This window comes from Pseudomonas poae (genome assembly GCA_028869255.1).
GTDB lineage: Bacteria > Pseudomonadota > Gammaproteobacteria > Pseudomonadales > Pseudomonadaceae > Aquipseudomonas > Aquipseudomonas poae_C.
The window spans coordinates 446157-461742 of sequence record CP110972.1; the positions used below are offsets into that span (position 1 = coordinate 446157).

At 61.8% G+C, this 15586-nt stretch carries 12 protein-coding genes and 4 pseudogenes; 7 read left to right on the forward strand and 9 right to left on the reverse strand.

Going from position 1 to position 15586, the window contains the following annotated elements:
* Nucleotides 1–17 precede the first annotated feature (17 nt).
* The 3 genes and pseudogenes from LRS56_02115 (at nt 18) to LRS56_02125 (ending at nt 2679) form a co-directional block, all read left to right on the forward strand.
* A pseudogene (locus tag LRS56_02115) lies at nt 18–770 on the forward strand (5-oxoprolinase subunit PxpA).
* 60 nt (nt 771–830) lie between these two features.
* The gene (locus LRS56_02120) at nt 831–1709 is read left to right on the forward strand and encodes an allophanate hydrolase subunit 1 (GenBank protein ID WDU65679.1); all 879 of its coding nucleotides are present in this window, start codon (nt 831–833) and stop codon (nt 1707–1709) included.
* Nucleotides 1706–2679: pseudogene (locus tag LRS56_02125) on the forward strand (biotin-dependent carboxyltransferase family protein). The gene LRS56_02120 and the pseudogene LRS56_02125 overlap by 4 nt, the downstream one beginning before the upstream one ends.
* Nucleotides 2680–2740: 61 nt before the next feature.
* Here the strand turns inward: LRS56_02125 and LRS56_02130 are convergent.
* Nucleotides 2741–4357 carry an inorganic phosphate transporter gene (locus LRS56_02130; GenBank protein WDU63392.1) on the reverse strand — a complete coding sequence of 539 codons (1617 nt, stop codon included), beginning with the start codon at nt 4355–4357 and terminating at the stop codon, nt 2741–2743.
* Nucleotides 4358–4715: 358 nt separating this feature from the next.
* Between LRS56_02130 and LRS56_02135 the strand changes: the two genes are divergently transcribed.
* Nucleotides 4716–4940 (forward strand): hypothetical protein, encoded by a 225-nt coding sequence (locus LRS56_02135; GenBank protein ID WDU63393.1) that lies wholly within the window; start codon nt 4716–4718, stop codon nt 4938–4940.
* Nucleotides 4941–5025: 85 nt separating this feature from the next.
* On the opposite strand, the gene LRS56_02140 is transcribed toward LRS56_02135, so the two are convergent.
* A complete protein-coding gene (locus LRS56_02140; GenBank protein WDU63394.1) occupies nt 5026–6048 on the reverse strand; it encodes a transporter in 1023 nt (340 codons plus the stop codon).
* A 262-nt stretch (nt 6049–6310) separates the two neighbouring features.
* Here LRS56_02140 and LRS56_02145 point away from each other — a divergent pair.
* Nucleotides 6311–7937, forward strand: a pseudogene (locus tag LRS56_02145) (methyl-accepting chemotaxis protein).
* On the opposite strand, the pseudogene LRS56_02150 reads toward LRS56_02145, so the two are convergent.
* The 3 genes and pseudogenes from LRS56_02150 to LRS56_02160 all read right to left on the reverse strand — a co-directional run bounded on the left by LRS56_02150 (nt 7938) and on the right by LRS56_02160 (nt 10833).
* Nucleotides 7938–9109, reverse strand: a pseudogene (locus tag LRS56_02150) (GAF domain-containing sensor histidine kinase). It lies immediately after the preceding pseudogene.
* A gap of 187 nt (nt 9110–9296) precedes the next feature.
* Complete coding sequence (locus LRS56_02155; GenBank protein WDU63395.1) at nt 9297–9605, reverse strand: PepSY domain-containing protein; 309 nt, start codon at nt 9603–9605, stop codon at nt 9297–9299.
* Nucleotides 9606–9705: 100 nt separating this feature from the next.
* Complete coding sequence (locus tag LRS56_02160) at nt 9706–10833, reverse strand: glycerophosphodiester phosphodiesterase family protein (protein ID WDU63396.1); 1128 nt, start codon at nt 10831–10833, stop codon at nt 9706–9708.
* A gap of 232 nt (nt 10834–11065) precedes the next feature.
* Here LRS56_02160 and LRS56_02165 point away from each other — a divergent pair, with 232 nt between their 5' ends.
* Nucleotides 11066–11389, forward strand: coding sequence for a DUF2025 family protein (locus LRS56_02165; protein WDU63397.1), 324 nt, complete (start codon nt 11066–11068; stop codon nt 11387–11389).
* Nucleotides 11390–11597: 208 nt separating this feature from the next.
* On the opposite strand, the gene LRS56_02170 is transcribed toward LRS56_02165, so the two are convergent.
* Complete coding sequence (locus LRS56_02170) at nt 11598–11921, reverse strand: antibiotic biosynthesis monooxygenase (GenBank protein ID WDU63398.1); 324 nt, start codon at nt 11919–11921, stop codon at nt 11598–11600.
* Entirely contained in the window at nt 11918–12625 is a 708-nt protein-coding gene (locus tag LRS56_02175; GenBank protein WDU63399.1) for a CTP synthase, read from the reverse strand. The genes LRS56_02170 and LRS56_02175 overlap by 4 nt, the downstream gene beginning before the upstream one ends.
* Before the next feature lie 80 nt (nt 12626–12705).
* On the opposite strand from LRS56_02175, the gene LRS56_02180 reads away from it, so the two are divergent.
* Nucleotides 12706–13605, forward strand: coding sequence for a LysR family transcriptional regulator (locus LRS56_02180; protein ID WDU63400.1), 900 nt, complete (start codon nt 12706–12708; stop codon nt 13603–13605).
* Here the strand turns inward: LRS56_02180 and LRS56_02185 are convergent.
* Both LRS56_02185 and LRS56_02190 read right to left on the reverse strand, forming a co-directional pair.
* Nucleotides 13587–14105: a DUF1003 domain-containing protein gene (locus tag LRS56_02185; GenBank protein WDU63401.1), complete on the reverse strand. Its 519-nt coding sequence runs from the start codon at nt 14103–14105 to the stop codon at nt 13587–13589. The two genes, LRS56_02180 and LRS56_02185, sit on opposite strands and share 19 nt — an antisense overlap.
* A gap of 73 nt (nt 14106–14178) precedes the next feature.
* Nucleotides 14179–15498: a PAS domain-containing methyl-accepting chemotaxis protein gene (locus LRS56_02190; protein WDU63402.1), complete on the reverse strand. Its 1320-nt coding sequence runs from the start codon at nt 15496–15498 to the stop codon at nt 14179–14181.
* Nucleotides 15499–15586: the final 88 nt, after the last annotated feature.

Sequence of the window (15586 nt, forward strand, 5' to 3'; positions counted from 1 at the left end):
TTGACGGAGCGATTCTGATGCAGGCAGTGGATTTCAATTCAGACATGGGCGAAGGCTTCGGCCCCTGGACCATCGGCGATGGGGTCGACGCGCAACTGATGGCCTATATCAGCTCGGCCAATATCGCCACCGGCTTCCACGCCGGCGACCCCGGCACCATGCGCCGTACCGTGGAGCGCGCCAAGCAACTGGGCGTGGCCATCGGCGCGCATCCGGGCTTTCGCGACCTGGTGGGCTTTGGCCGTCGGCATATCAATGCATCGGCCCAGGAACTGGTGGATGACATGCTCTACCAGCTCGGCGCCCTGCGCGAAATCGCCCGTGCCCAAGGCGTGACCCTGCAACATATCAAGCCCCACGGCGCGCTCTATATGCACTTGGCCCGCGACGAAGAAGCGGCGCGGCTGCTGGTGCAGAACCTGCAACGTATCGAGCCGACGCTGTTGCTGTACTGCATGCCCAACTCGGTGATCTGGCGGGTGGCCAAGGAACTCGGGCAACCGGTGGTGCGCGAGTTTTATGCCGACCGTGAGTACGATCTGACCGGCTCGATTGTGTTTACCCGCAATGTGCGCGCACTTGATCCTGCAACGGTTGCGGCTCGCGTCCTACGCGCTTGTCAGACTGGGCTGGTGCGCACCGTAGAAGGTGAAGACCTGTTTATCGAATTTGATTCCATCTGCCTGCACAGCGACACCCCCGGCGCGCTGGAACTGGTGGAGGCCACCCGCGAAGCACTGGACCAAGCGGGCATCACGGTCAAAACCCCTAATAAGATCGATCGTTCATTTTTTGCCTGCCTTTCTACAATGATTCCAAGAGGAACAGACATGGCCGAAACCACCCCCATCCGCTACAGCTTCGGCGGTGATGAACACCTGTTTGCCGAGGTCAGCGACAGCATGTCCCTGCAGGCATTTTTTAAGGGCATGGCCGTAACCCGCGCCGTAGAGCGCCTGGCGTTGGAAGGCGTGCTGGATGTGTGCCTGGCCAATGCGTCGTTCCAGATTCGCTTCGACCCCGACCGTATCGCGCCCCATGTGCTGCTCGATGCCGTGCAAACCGCCGAAGCCCAGGCCGTGGCCGAACGCACCTTGCACACGCGCATCATCGAAATCCCGGTGCTCTACAACGACCCCTGGACCCATGAAACCCTGATGCGCTTTCGTGACCGTCATCAAGACCCCACGGGCACGGACCTGGAATACGCGGCACGCATCAACGGCCTCGCCGATGTCGATGCGTTTATCGCGGCCCACAGCGGCGCGCCGTGGTTTGTGTCGATGGTCGGGTTTGTCGCGGGCTTGCCGTTCATGTTCCAGATGGTCGAGCGCGAACGCCAATTGCAGGTGCCCAAATACCTGCGCCCGCGCACCGACACGCCGAAACTCACCCTCGGCCATGGCGGCTGCTTCGGCTGCATCTATTCGGTACGCGGCGCCGGCGGCTACCAGATGTTCGGCGTGACCCCGGCACCGATCTATGACCCGGCGCAGCAGTTGGCGTACCTCAAGGAGCACATGGTGTTCTTCCGGCCCGGTGACATCGTGCAGTTCAAACCCATGGGCCGGGATGCCTACGACCAGGCGGTGGCCGAAGTGGACGCCGGCCGTTTCGACCTGCGCATCCGCCCGGTGGAATTTTCCCTCGACGCGTTTCTCGCCGACCCGGTTGGCTACCCGAAAACCCTGCAGGAGGCGCTGGCATGATCAAGGTCCTCAAACCCGGCCTCGCCACCTCGGTACAAGACCTTGGCCGCGAAGGCTATTACCACTTGGGCATTCCGCCCTCGGGGGCGCTGGACCAGTACGCGTTGAGTGCGGCCAACCACCTGGTGGGCAATCCGCTGGGCGCGGCGGGCCTGGAATGCACACTGATCGGACCTGAGTTGGAGTTCATGCAGGACGCCTTGGTCGCACTCAGTGGCGCCTTGATGTCGCCGCGTCTGGACGGGGAAGTGGTGCACCAGGACACCGCGTTTCAGGTGCGCGCCGGGCAGGTGCTGCGCTTTGAGTTTCCCAAGGCCGGTGCGCGCACTTACCTGGCGGTGGCCGGCGGGATTGATGTGCCGCTGGTGCTCGGCAGCCGCTCGACTTACACCCTCGGCGCACTCGGCGGTTTTCACGGGCGGCGCTTGCAAGAGGGCGATCAGTTGCCCATCGGCGGCGCCAGCGGGCAGGGGCGGGCGGGCAATAGCTTGCCCATGGCATTGCGCCGCTCGGTGGGCGGCGATGTCACGTTGCGCGTGGTGCCGGGCCTGTATTACGACCGGCTGACTGACGGCGCCAAACGCAGCTTTTTTGCCGAGCCGTGGACCGTCGGCTCCGAGGCGGATCGCATCGGCTACCGCTTCAAGGGCGGCAGTGCGCTGAGCTTTCAGCCACGCGAGCAGCCGTTTGGCGCCGGGTCCGACCCTTCGAATATCGTCGACAGTTGCTACCCGATCGGTTCGATCCAGGTACCGGCCGGGCTGGAGCCGATTGTGTTGCATCGGGATGCGTTGTCGGGCGGGGGTACGCGATGATCGGCACGGTGATCAGTGCCGACCTGGATTTGATCGGGCAGATGCAGCCGAACCAGCGGGCTGGGTTTGTGGCGGTCAGTCTGGAGGAGGCGCTGGAGGCGCGGCGGGTTTACAAGAAGCGCCTGAGGGCGATGGCTAACCTCTTCACTCTCTGACACACCCCAAGACCCATTGTGGGAGCTGGCTTGCAGCTCCCACTTTTATATCTGAGTTGTGTCAGAACAGTTGGGTGAACAGCCAGTACAAACTGCCCGACAGCAAAATCGCCGCCGGCAACGTCAGCACCCACGCCATCGCCAAATTGCGGATAGTCCGCATCTGCAATCCCCCGCCGTTGGCCACCATGGTTCCTGCCACGCCCGACGACAACACATGCGTGGTCGACACCGGCAAGCCATACATATCCGCCGCGCCGATGGTCAGCATCGCCACCATTTCTGCCGAAGCGCCCTGGGCATACGTCAGGTGGGTCTTGCCGATTTTCTCGCCCACCGTCACCACAATGCGCTTCCAGCCGACCATCGTGCCCAGCCCGAGGGCGATGGCCACAGCGATCTTCACCCACAGCGGAATAAAGCGCGTGGAGCTGTCGATCTGGTCCTTGAACAGCTTGAGCTTGCCTTGGGTGTCGGCGTCGAAATTGCCGACCTGGCCCTTGTCCATCAAGCGAATGGTTTCGCTGGTCAGGTACATGTCATTACGCACGTTGCCTACGGCTTCGGCGGGGACTTTGGCCAGGGAGCCGTAGCCTTTTACTTCGTCACCGATTTGCCCGGCCAGGGCGGCAAGGGCGGGCACCAGTTCCGGGGTGGCTTCCTTGGTGCGTACGTAGGTCGACAGGATCGGTCGTGGATCGCCCGTCAGCGGCTGCGGCGCACTTTTTACCAGGGCCACCTGGGTCACTTCGGCTACCGCCGCAAACTGCAACGACTGCTCGGCGGGCATGGTGCGGTTCAGTGCATAGGCCATCGGCAGGGTACCGACCAGGATCAGCATGATCAGGCCCATGCCTTTCTGGCCATCGTTGGAACCGTGGGCGAACGACACGCCGGTGCAGGTGGCGATCAGCATGCCGCGAATCCACCACGGCGGCGGGGTGTCGCCCTTTGGCGCCTTGTACAGCGCACGGTTTTTGACAAAGGCGCGCAGGGCCAGCAACAGCAAGGCGGCAAACGCGAAGCCGATCAGCGGCGACAGCAGCAGCGCGTAACCAATCTTGATCGCCTGGCTCCAGTCCACACCGCTGGTGCCATCACGCCCGTGCATCAAGGCATTCGCCACGCCCACGCCGATGATCGAGCCGATCAGGGTGTGGGACGAGGAGGCCGGCAAACCCAGCCACCAGGTGCCGAGGTTCCACAGGATCGCGGCGATCAGCAGGGCGAAGATCATCGCGAAACCGGCCTTTGAGCCGACCTGCAAAATCAGCTCCACCGGCAGCAGGGCAATGATGCCGAACGCCACGGCGCCGCTGGAAAGCAGCACCCCGAGGAAGTTGAAAAAGCCCGACCACACCACCGCGAAATGCGGTGGCAGCGAGTTGGTGTAGATCACCGTCGCGACGGCGTTGGCCGTGTCGTGGAAACCATTGACGAACTCGAACCCCAGGGCGATCAACAGCGCCACACCCAGCAGCAGGAACGGCGTCCAGGTGGTGAGCTGGGCGCCCATTTCGTGCATGTCATGCATCAGGCTGTAGGCGGTAAACAACAGGCCCATGGCCAGTACGGCGAAGAAAATGATTACCGTCACCAGGCCGGGTTTCTTGTCCAGCCTGGGTTTGGGGTCTGCAGCAGAGGTGCGCGTGGAGGCAGTCAGGGAAGGGGTGGCCATGCCGGAGCATCCAGTGTGGGGAGGATGTCGTTCATATTCATTGCAGAATGTTACAGAGATGCTGCGGCAGATCAGTGTTAGTGGCGATGCGGGTGACCACTCGTCGCGCCGCCTTGGTGTTGACCGCGATGGCGTGAGGTACCTGTGAACTCTGACAGTAGACACGCCTCGACCCTCAAGGCTTGATTGTCGGCGACGCGGTGCACTGGCGAATTTTTCGCGGCACGCGATGGAAAAGGAGAAACAAAATGCCTGATCTTGCTGATATCCAAGTACCGGACGCCACCTTGGTGGATGGGAAATTGACCGTCAAAAAACTACCGCCGCCGCTTTGCGCGTTGAAGTTCCAGGCAGCTCGTTGACCAAGGTCGGTCAACAAATTTTGATTTATGCAAAAAATCAGGATCACGACGACTTACAGCTGACGTTGAAGCAAGAACATTTGCTCAAGCCCTGGAAATTCGAGCTTTCTGCTCAGTACCTTGGCGGGGTGGACTCAGTCGTTCTGAACTACGCCGTTACGGAAACCGGAGTTGCAGTGAAGCGCTCCAGGCCGGTGGAAGTGATTCTTGAATATATCTAGTTAACCCCGCCGTCCAGCAGCGGGAATAGTCCGGCGTTGCCGTTGTAGTCAGTGACAACGCTCCGGCACCGGTCTTTAACCTTGCTCAGTAATCCTTACGTTTACGGAACGCCCAGCGCCCGGCAATCAAGGTAAATGTCGCCACCAGCGCCACCAGAATCCAGAACCCTTCGGGGTCCTGGGAAAGCGGCACGCCGCCCACGTTCATGCCGAAAAAGCCGGCAATGATATTGATCGGCAGCGCCAGCACCGTCACCACGGTGAGGGTAAACAGCGTGCGGTTGCTTTGCTCGTTGAGGTTGGCGGCGATCTCTTCCTGCAACAGTTTTATCCGCTCACCGAGTGCCGTCAGGTCGTTGATGATCAGCGCGAACTCCTCGGTGGATTTGCGCAGTTCCTTCACGTCTTCCTTTTGCAGCCAGGGCGGCGGGCGGTTGAGCAGGCGCAGCAGCGAACCCGGTTCCAGTGCAAGCAGGCGTTGCAGGCGCACCAGCACCCGGCGCGCCGCGCCCAGTTCTGCGCGGTTGGTGGACAGGCGTGAAGACAGCAACTGGTCTTCGATATGGTCAACGCTGATGCTGGTTTTACGCACGATCTGGGTCAGCACTTCGCCCTGGTCACGCAGCAGGTGCACCAGCAATTCCAACGGCGAGCGAAAGTGCTCACCGGCCTTGACCGACGAGCGCAGCTTGTCCACCGAGTGCAAGGGTTGCAGGCGTGCGCTGATCAACAAGCGGCTGCGGGCGCACACCCACAGCGTGGAAATATCCGACGAGACCATGCTGCTGAAGTTGAACACCACGTCGTTGACCACCGCCAGCAAAGCCGAGTCCACGTGTTCGATACGGGTAGAGCGCGAACCTTCGTGCAGGGCCTCGAAGAACTCTTCGGGCAGGTCCAGGTGCGCCTGCATCCAGCGCTCGCACGCGGCGTGGGCCAGGTTCAGGTGCAGCCAGAGGAATTCGTCCGGGTCGGCCGGTTGTTGCAAGGCCCGCAGGGCCGTGGCCGAATCAATTTGCTCACCCTTTTCACCGGGGCGAAAACGGAAACCGTAAAGCAAGCCAAACAGATCGGAATCCTGGTGGCTGTGGTCGAGGCTGTGGTTCATGGAGGCTCGCAGAGAAAGCGCCTGTAGGACGTTTCACAGGTTCGCGTGAGCGAATCATTGCAAGTAAATTTGACAGTTTTATGACGAATTTGGATTTATTTCGTTGTGGTGACATTTTTTTGACCGCTTGTCAGGATTCGTTCAAGAAGCCTCTAGCACGGCCGATTCAGGGCATTAAGAGCCTCTGTGGATGGGGGTGCCTTTGATGACAGGGAAGTTACCGCGTGCCTGCACGAATTATCTGTATCGAGGCTTTTCCCCGATGAATGTTTTGCGAACCTCTCTGAGAGCACAAATTCTCTCGCTGCTCGGTGGCAGCCTGCTGGCGATGCTGTTGATTGCCCTGGCCTGTTTCAACTTTCTCTCCAATGGGGTGCAGAGTTATCGCAGTTTGATTGACGGGCCGTTGCTCACTTCCCAGCTGATCGACGAAGCCAACCTGCAATTCAAAGTGCAGGTGCAGGAATGGAAAAATGTGTTGTTGCGCGGCAAACAGCCCCAGGACATGGAGAAATACTGGGGCCAGTTCCAGGACCGGCAGCGCGATGTGCAAGGCATCCTCACCCGCCTGGTCACCCAGACCAGCAGCGAGCCGGCGTTGAGCCGGCGCATCGAAACCCTGCGCCAGGAACACCAGCAACTAGGCGTCGCTTACCAGCGCGGGCGTGATGCCTACGTGGCGGCGGGGGGCGATCCTACGGCCGGCGACACGGCCGTCAAAGGTGTGGACCGCGCCGCCAGTGAGCAGATGAGCGCCCTGGTCAGTGATCTGCGTGAACAAGGCAGCCAGAAATCCCTGGCCATCAGCGCCTATGCCGAGCGCACGGTGCTGGTGGGCCTGGCGATCATGCTGGTGTCCGGCGCGTTGATCGGCTTGTTCAGCTTGTGGTTGATCAACCGTAACCTGATTTTGCCGATCCGTGGCCTGATCGACTACGTGACGCAACTGAGCCATGGCCGGTTTACCCAGCGCGTGACCAGCGATCGCCAGGATGAACTGGGCCAATTGGCCGCCGCCGCCAATACCCTGCGCGACTTCCTCGCCGAGACTTTCAGCCGCCTGCAACGCAGCGCCACCGACCTGGTGAGCGCCAGCGGCGAGTTGAACTCAATTGCCGGGCAGATGGCCACCGGCACTCATGAGCAATTCAATCGCACCGACCAGGTGGCCACGGCCATGACCGAAATGTCTGCCACTGCCCAGGAGGTCGCACGCCACGCCGCCAGTGCCTCGCGCGCCGCCGATGAGGCTGACCAATCGGCCCGCGAAGGCGGTGAAGTGATGAAAATCACCATCGCCACCATCGGCCAGATGCGCAGCGAAATTCTCAACACGGGCACGATTATCCGTCGCCTCGAAACCGACAGCGTGCGCATCGGCAAAGTGCTCGAAGTGATTCGCGCGATTGCCGAGCAAACCAACCTGCTGGCGCTCAACGCCGCTATCGAGGCGGCTCGCGCAGGCGAGGCCGGGCGCGGTTTTGCGGTGGTGGCGGATGAAGTGCGCAGCCTGGCGCAGCGCACGGCGGCGTCGATCATCGAGATCAACCAGATTATCCAGGCGGTGCAAACCGGCGCGGTGGATGCGGCCCAGGCAATCGTCAGTGGCCAGTCGTGCAGCGATGACAGTGTGGAAAAAGTTACCCAGGCCGGCGCGATGCTCGCCCACATCACCCAGGCGGTAGAAGCGATTCGCGACATGAACCGCCAGATCGCCACGGCAGCCGAGGAGCAGACCTCGGTGGCCGAAGACATTTCGCGCAATATCACGCAGATCACCACCGTGGCCACGGCCAACCTCGACAACGTGCAGCGTACCGAAGCGGCGAGCCACAACTCGCGGTTTGTCCGGCGAGTTAAATGAGGTGACGGCGCGCCTGAGCGCTTGATCAGCCGGTGGGCAGGCTGAAGGTAAACACGGTGCCGTGTTCGGTGGTGGTGCTCACGCTCAGTTCACCGCCATGCGCCTCGGCAATCTGCTTGACGATATACAACCCCAGGCCCAGGCCGGCTTGGGGGTGGTATTGGCCGGGCGTGCGTAGGGCTGGAACAGTCGGGGCAGTGCTTGTTCGTCGATCTTGCCGGGGTTTTTCACCGTCAGGGTGAAGTGGCCCTGCTCGATCTTCGCCGTGACCTCCACCGGCCCGTCATGGCTGCCATGGTGGATAGCATTGGCCACCAGGTTGGAGAGCAATTGTGCGAGGCGATCGCGGTCGCCGCTTACGCCCTGCAAGTCGCCGATATCGGCCTGGATGAGCCGTTGCGGGTGCACGCCCTGCACTTCCGACACCACATGTTGCAAGGCTTCCCGCAACCCCTGGCAATCGCCGATGTTCAACGGAATTCCGCTGCCCATGCGCCCGCGGGCGAAGTCCAGCACGTCTTCGACCAACTGCGCGGCGCGCCGGCCGCTGGTGAGGATATGCCGCACCAGGGTGTCGGTGGCGGGGTCCGGGTATTTGCGCAGCAGCCGTTCGGCGCCGAAGTTGATGGCAAACAGCGGGTTGCGCAAGTCATGGCCCAGCACCGCGATAAATTGCTCACGCAACTCGGCGGTGCCGCGTTCTTCCTGCAGTTGCGCCTGGGTATGCTGCGCGGCTTCTTCGGCTTCGATCTGCAGCGACAGTACGCGGGCGAACGACTCCATGGTTGACTGGATCGTGCTGCTGCGCAGGGGCGCGGGGTTGGGGTCGAGGGCGCAGATCGTGCCGAAAAACCGCCCATCGGTGCGAAATACCGGCACCGAAATGTAGCTTTCGAAGTGGTACATGCGCGGCGTGTGGTGGTCGTGGTAAAGCGGGTCTTCGCTGGCTTTGTCGATCACCACGGACACATGGGAACCGCGGATTTCATGGCAGATGGTGGTGGTCAGGTCCAGCTCGCCACCGACCCCCAGGCCGAATTCCAGTTGGTCGAGCACGGCGCAGGCGGTCCAGGTGTCGTCGGTGACACGTGCCACGGCGGCAAAGCGCAGGCCAGTCATGTCGCTGATGACTTTGAGCATAGCAGGCACGGCACTGATTCGGCCAATGGTGGCGATATCGGCGGCTTTTTGCCCCATGCAGCAATCTCGATCCGTAAGGTGCTGAGCGTTATGCCCCGGCCAATGGGTGGGATTTTAGCGACCTTGCGCGTTGCAGGTGTAATTTCATTCATTAAGTTGAGCTTTTTCCTACGACTGGTGCCTGCGCAGGCATAAAAAAACCGCGCCACCCGAAGGTGGCGCGGTTTTTTTTTGCAGGGGACAATCAAGTGTCTTGTTTGTCTTCCAGCACGGCGCCGGTCTTGGCGTCGAGCTTCACTTCAAAGCGCTTGCCGGCGGTGTCGGTCAGGTCGACTTCGTAGACCAGTACGCCGCTGTTGTTGTGGTCCAGCTCGGTGTCGGTGATGTTCGCACCGGCATGTTTAGCCACGGCGGCAGCGTTGAGTTTGTCGAACGGCATTACGGCGCCGGACTTGAGCAGGCCCTCGATCTGATCCGGGCGAACATCCGCTTGGGCCAGGCCGGCGGTCAGGGTCAGGGCGGTAGCGGCGAACAGTGCGGTCAAGGTTTTCATGGTGTGTATCCTTCTTCGGTGAGCTGTTTAAGTGGCGCCAGATTAACCGGCGCAACTTAACTCATCCTTAATGGCGCACTGACACCAAGGCCCGACTCACTCAGTACTTATGATCGTTCAGCAGGTCTTGCACGCTGGACGACGGCCAGCGTTTGTAGAACTTCAGCAGCTCGGCGGCGCGGTTGGTGAAAATGCCGTCGACGCCGGCCTTCATCACCTTGTCGAAGTCCACTGGCTCATCCACGGTATAAACGTGCACCAGCAGGCCCTTGTCATGGGTCAGCTTGTTCATTTCAGGCTTCACCAGGTCGGTGTAGCTTTGGTCGCCGTGGTCGGTCAGCTCGGCCGACGGGCCGGTGCCGATGGCGCCGAGGCTCTTGGCTTCGTCCACCCATTTTTCGAACTCGGCGGCGTCTTTCGGCGCTTGCTTGGCGTAGTAGGCGGCCTTGGTCGGTTCGCCGGATTCGGCGAAGGTTTGCGTGGATTTCGGCTCGATGCTGCCTGGGCCGACCCACAGCAGCAGGATTTTCGGGGTGTTCGGCATTTCTTTCTGCAGCTCTTTGAGGCTGGCAGTCTCGAAGGTTTGCAGCACCACACGGCCTTTGCCCTGGCCGACGCCGGTGTTGCTCTTGCCCAGCTTGGAACCGGCGGAGCTCAACCAGCCTTTATCCAGCAGCTTGTTTTTCAGGTCGGCTTCGATGCCCGGGAATTGCTTGGGCTCTTTGGTTTCGATGTACAGGCCGGGTTTGTGCTGCGGGTTGCCTTCGGCGATCTTGATGATGTCGTCCAGGCTCTGGATTTTCAGGCCGACGAAGCCTGGGCGCGCACGGTCCGGGTAGGCGGCGTTGAACCAGCTGCCGGCGTCGAGGGTTTGCAGCTCTTTCCAGGTGAACTCGTTGGCCGGGGCGTCCTTGCGGTCGGGGAACTTGGTGGCCACGTCGGTGGTGCGCTGCAGGTTGTTGTCGTGCAGGGCGAACAGGACGCCGTCCTTGCTGCGCTGCAGGTCCATTTCCAGGTAGTCGGCGCCCAGGTCGCGTGCGACCTTGTAGGCGGCGGCGGTGGACTCCGGCGCGTCGTAGGAAGCCCCACGGTGAGCGATCACGGCAGGGTAGGGGATGCCTTCGTTTGTCGCCAATTCAGCCGGGCTGATCGGGTCGGCAGCCTGTGCCTGGCCGAGGCCGAGCGCCAGTGCGAGCAGCAGGGCGCTCTTGGAAAACGTGACAGGCATATGCGAAGTCCTTTCGTGGAGGTAGCTTTGAGAAGGCCTCCTTTTTAACAATTGATTGCGAAAGGCGCTATCACCAAACCGACATTAACGTGCGCACGGGCCAATTTTCTTGGTTTTTTTAGGACGCATTCCAGTACTCTTGCCCGAAGCTGCCCCGTTAGAGGACGGCACTTTCCGCCACGCGTGTAAACCATCTTTCCAGTCCCTGTGGGACTTTTCTGTGAGGTTTACCATGCGCATTACTTCCGAGCTTATCTGCCAGGCCGCCGACCAACTCCATGGTTTTGTCGGCCTGAACCGCAAGACCGGCCAGTACATCGTACGTTTCAGCGAAGACTCCTTCGGCATGGACGTGGCCGATGACGGCATCATCCCCACCGCTGAGTTTGTCTGGCTGCCGGCCCCCGAGCAAACCATGACCCTGTCCCGCGAGCGCATCCAGTTGCTGCTCGACCAGAACATCGACGACCGCATCAACATCAGCGAACCGCTGCGCGTGTATATGCGGCGTGTGGAAATTCCACAGATCAGTGCGTTGCGCAGTCTGGTGAGCTAGTAACTGCTGCAAGCGGGCTTGTTGTGGCTTTTTGTGGCGAGCGGGCTTGCCCGCGTTGGGGTGCGAAGCGCCCCCATTCAGCACCCCTCGGTGTTTCAGATACACCGAGAGCGCTGGTTTTGGGGCTGCTTCGCACCCCGACGCGGGCAAGCCCGCTCGCCACAACAAGCCTGCTTGCCACATAAGCCTGCTCGAAACCCATGCAGGGTTACTCGCTGGTGAAGGCGTAAGCCCGCTCCACCTTGCACACCCGCGTTTGAAACGCCGAGTACCAGGTGGCGCGCCCTTGCTCGCGCACCGCACGGTGGTCGGCCTGCTGCTTCCAGGCCAGGATCGCGGCCTCGCTGGTCCAGTACGACACGGTGATCCCGAGACCATCCTCCCGCGCCGATTCCACGCCGAGAAACCCCGGTTGTTCGCGTGCCAGTTCCAACATACGGTTGGCGGCCTGGCCGTAACCTTGATCGCCTTCGGTGCGCAGTGAGCTGAAAATCACTGCGTAGTAGGGCGGGGTGGGTGTGTTGGCGATCATGCCGATTGCTCCTGACACGCTTTGAGCAGGGCAATCGCCAGGGGCGGGGTAATGCCCTGAAGCGCGGCGCGTTCCGGCTGGAACAGGGTGGCGACGAAGAACGGATGGTCGAGCAGCTCCATGGCGCGCAACTCCCCCGCCGAATCATGGCCGCTGGGAATCAGCTCGCGCTCCAGCAATGCGTCAGCGAACTCGCGATTTACGCCGTAACTGCAGCGGTAGCCTTCCTCAATGTCGAGACGGCCGTAAGCCTCGGCGATACGCGTGTAGGGCGCCAGACGCACGGTGCCTGAGGCTTCAACCAGGGCGCAGCTCAGTGGCGCGATCACTGCGCGTTCAGCGTTGGGCGCCAGTTCGCCATGTTCGGCATCGGCCCAGCCCAGCACATTGCGGGCATATTCCAGCACTGCGTGTTGAAAACCGCCGCAGGTGCCGAGGAAAGGTCGCCGTTGCTCGCGGGCAAAGCGGATGGCGCGCAGGGCACCCTCGGTGTCGCGGTAGGGGCTGGCGGGGACGCACCAGAAGCCGTCGAAGCCTTGCAGTTCAGCAACTGCGGTGAGGGTGTCGGTGTCGAGCCAGTGCAGGTGCACCGTCAGGCCGAGGGTGTCGGCGGCCTGTTGCACCGCAACGGGAATGGCCTGGTGCGCGGTCACGTCGGGGTTGTAGTCGCCGATCAAGGCGAGGTGCAGGGCGGTGGCGGTCATCTAAGGCATCCCATGGCTTGTTGTGTGCTGTTGCGCACTATAGATTGGCGTTCACGCAATCAATATTGGCATTTGCCCATATGTTCAATGCAGCCACGCACTATCAAATTGACTACGCCGACCTGTCGCTGATCCTTGCGCTGGTGCGTGGCGGCACCCTGGCGCGGGCGGCGGCGTTGTTACGGGTGGATGTGTCAACGGTGTTCCGTGCGGTGCGACGCCTGGAGGCGGCGCTGGGCCAGACGCTGTTTGAGAAAAGCCGCGCCGGCTACCTGCCCACCAGCCTGGCCGGCACCCTGGCGCAGCAGGCGGAATACGCCGAGCAAGCCCTGGAAGCTGCGCGGGTCGGCGTGGAGCAAGGCGGTGAAGTGATCAGCGGCACGGTGCGCCTCACCTGCACCGACTCGGTGTTGCAGGGTTTACTGCTGCCGGCCCTGGCGCACTTCATGCCGCAGTTTCCGGCGCTGACCCTGGAGCTGAGCACCTCGAATGATTTCGCCAACCTCAGCCGCCGCGACGCGGACATCGCCTTGCGCCTGACCCGTACGCCGCCGGAGCATCTTGTAGGACGCTGCCTTGGCACCGTGTCGTATCAAGTCTGCGCAAGTGTGGACTATGCACGCCGCCACTCAGGCGTCGAGCTGGCTGCGCTGGCCTGGATCGCCCCGGATGACTTCCTGCCCGACCACCCCTCGGTCGCCTGGCGCCGCGAACACTTGCCGGGTGTGCGCCCAAGCTATCGCTGTAACAGCATGCTGTCGGTGACCGAGCTGGTGCGGGCGGGGTTGGGTGTGGCGGCGTTACCGGATTTTCTATTGGATGACGCCCTGCAACCATTGGGCCCCGCGTTGGCAGGGCACGACACGGCGTTATGGCTGTTGACGCGCCCTGATTGCCGGGCGCTGCGCTCGGTGGTCACGCTGTTTGATGAGTTGGGCCGGCATGTGCAATTGCCGGGGCGTCAGGTTTTTCGCACATAGTGCTCATGCATTTCGCACGTCAGGGCGTCGATGTGCTCCGTCAGTTGTTTGGTCATCTCCGTCAGCCGGGTGTTCTGCTCCAGCAGTTCCAGCAAGTGCTTGGTGGTCTGCGCGGCCTGGGCCTGGCGTTCGGAGTTGGCGATGGCCAGCGCTTCGCGGTGCTGCGCATCGGCGTCCGACTGGGCTTTATCGCGGGCCGCCTGGCGTGTCTGGGCCAGCAGGATCAGCGGCGCGGCGTAGGCCGATTGCAGGCTGAAGGCCAGGTTGAGCAGGATGAACGGGTACACGTCGAAGTGCGTGATGCCGGTCATGTTCAGCACCACCCACAAAATCACGATTGCGGTTTGCGCACCGAGGAAGGTGGGGGTGCCGAAGAAACGGGCGAAGGCTTCGGCCTTGAGGGCAAAGGTGTCGTTGCCGAAGGTCGGCGCCAGGTGGGCGTGGCCACGGTGGAAGCGCAGGTGGTCGACGGGGGCGGCTTCGGGCTTGTCTGGGGTCATGGCGGGCTCGGGTTTTCATAGAGACAGTGAAGCACTATAGACCGGGCCCTCGGCCGCCCGCATGAAGATAGGGTCAGCTGGCGCCACGCTCATTGGCAAACGCGCTGACGGCCTGCACTGCCTCGCTGGTGCCTTCGCGAATCTGCAGGATCACCGTACCGGCCTGGTTGGCCAACTCCACACCCTGCGCGGCGCGGTCGCGGGTGGCGTCCATGCTGTCGATGGCCTGGCGGGTTTCAGCCTGAATCATCGCGATCATGCTGGAAATCTCCGTGGTGGAACCGCTGGTGCGCGCCGCCAACTGCCGTACTTCATCGGCCACTACGGCAAACCCCCGGCCTTGTTCACCGGCGCGGGCTGCTTCGATGGCCGCGTTGAGGGCCAGCAGGTTGGTCTGGTCGGCGATGCCGCGAATGGTGTTGACGATGGCGGTGATCTGCTGCGAGCGATCACCGAGCTTGGCGATCAACTGCGAGGAATCGTCGATGTCTGCAGAAATTTCACGCATGCCGCTGGCGGTTTTCTGAATCACTTCGGCGCCTTTTTCCGCCATGTCCTGGGTGTGCAGCGACAAGTGATACGCCTGGGCTGCGCTCTGTGCATCCGCAGCGTGTTGTTGCACGCGTGCGGTGATGTCCGACGCAAATTTGACCACTTTGCACAGACGCCCGCTGGCGTCGTACACCGGGTTGTAGTTGGCTTCGAGCCACACGGTCTGGCCGCTTTTATCCACGCGTTCAAATTGGCCGCTGAACAGCTCGCCCTGGTTCAAACGCCGCCAGAAATCACTGTAGGCCGAGCTATTGGCCAGCTCCGGGGTGCAGAACAGGCGATGATGTTTGCCCTGGATCTGCCCCAGGCTGTAGCCCATGCGCTGCAGAAAATTCGCGTTGGCGGTGATGATGGTGCCGTCGAGGTTGAACTCGATCACCGCCATCGCCCGGCCGATCGCTTCCAGTTTGGCGTTGGCTTCGCTTTCGGCCTGCAGGCGCGGGGTGACGTCCATGGCGTACTTCACCACTTTGATCACCTGGCCGGTGTCATCGCGCACCGGGTTGTAGCTGGCTTCCAGCCACACCGAATGCCCGTTGCCACTCACGCGTTCAAAAGTGCCGGACTGCAATTGGCCGCTGCGCAGGTTCGACCACCACTGGCCGTACTCGGCGCTGCGGGCGAAGGCGGGCGTGCAGAACATCCGGTGCGGCTGGCCTTCGATCTGATCGGCGCGGTAGCCCATGGTCTTGAGGAAGTTGTCATTGGCGCGTAGCACAGTGCCGTGCAGGTCGAATTCAATCACTGCCATGGAGCGCTCGATGGCATCCAGCAGGCTGGCCTGATGGGCGACGGTATGTTGCAGGGTATTGATGGTTTTCTTGTGGGCGTTGAATAGCATGTTCGGGGGCTCGGGCAAGCAAGCTGCAGGGAGTATCCATGGGTATGCGCCTGCCCCCGTAAGGCTTTGCCGTACGGTTGACGTGCTC

Coding starts and splice junctions, on each gene's coding strand:
- LRS56_02155 (WDU63395.1), bottom strand. CDS start 9,605: ATGAAAACCTTGACCGCACTGTTCGCCGCTACCGCCCTGACCCTGACC.
- LRS56_02140 (WDU63394.1), bottom strand. CDS start 6,048: ATGAACCACAGCCTCGACCACAGCCACCAGGATTCCGATCTGTTTGGC.
- LRS56_02170 (WDU63398.1), bottom strand. CDS start 11,921: ATGATCGCCAACACACCCACCCCGCCCTACTACGCAGTGATTTTCAGC.
- LRS56_02180 (WDU63400.1), top strand. CDS start 12,706: ATGTTCAATGCAGCCACGCACTATCAAATTGACTACGCCGACCTGTCG.
- LRS56_02130 (WDU63392.1), bottom strand. CDS start 4,357: ATGGCCACCCCTTCCCTGACTGCCTCCACGCGCACCTCTGCTGCAGAC.
- LRS56_02160 (WDU63396.1), bottom strand. CDS start 10,833: ATGCCTGTCACGTTTTCCAAGAGCGCCCTGCTGCTCGCACTGGCGCTC.
- LRS56_02165 (WDU63397.1), top strand. CDS start 11,066: ATGCGCATTACTTCCGAGCTTATCTGCCAGGCCGCCGACCAACTCCAT.
- LRS56_02185 (WDU63401.1), bottom strand. CDS start 14,105: ATGACCCCAGACAAGCCCGAAGCCGCCCCCGTCGACCACCTGCGCTTC.
- LRS56_02190 (WDU63402.1), bottom strand. CDS start 15,498: ATGCTATTCAACGCCCACAAGAAAACCATCAATACCCTGCAACATACC.
- LRS56_02175 (WDU63399.1), bottom strand. CDS start 12,625: ATGACCGCCACCGCCCTGCACCTCGCCTTGATCGGCGACTACAACCCC.
- LRS56_02120 (WDU65679.1), top strand. CDS start 831: ATGGCCGAAACCACCCCCATCCGCTACAGCTTCGGCGGTGATGAACAC.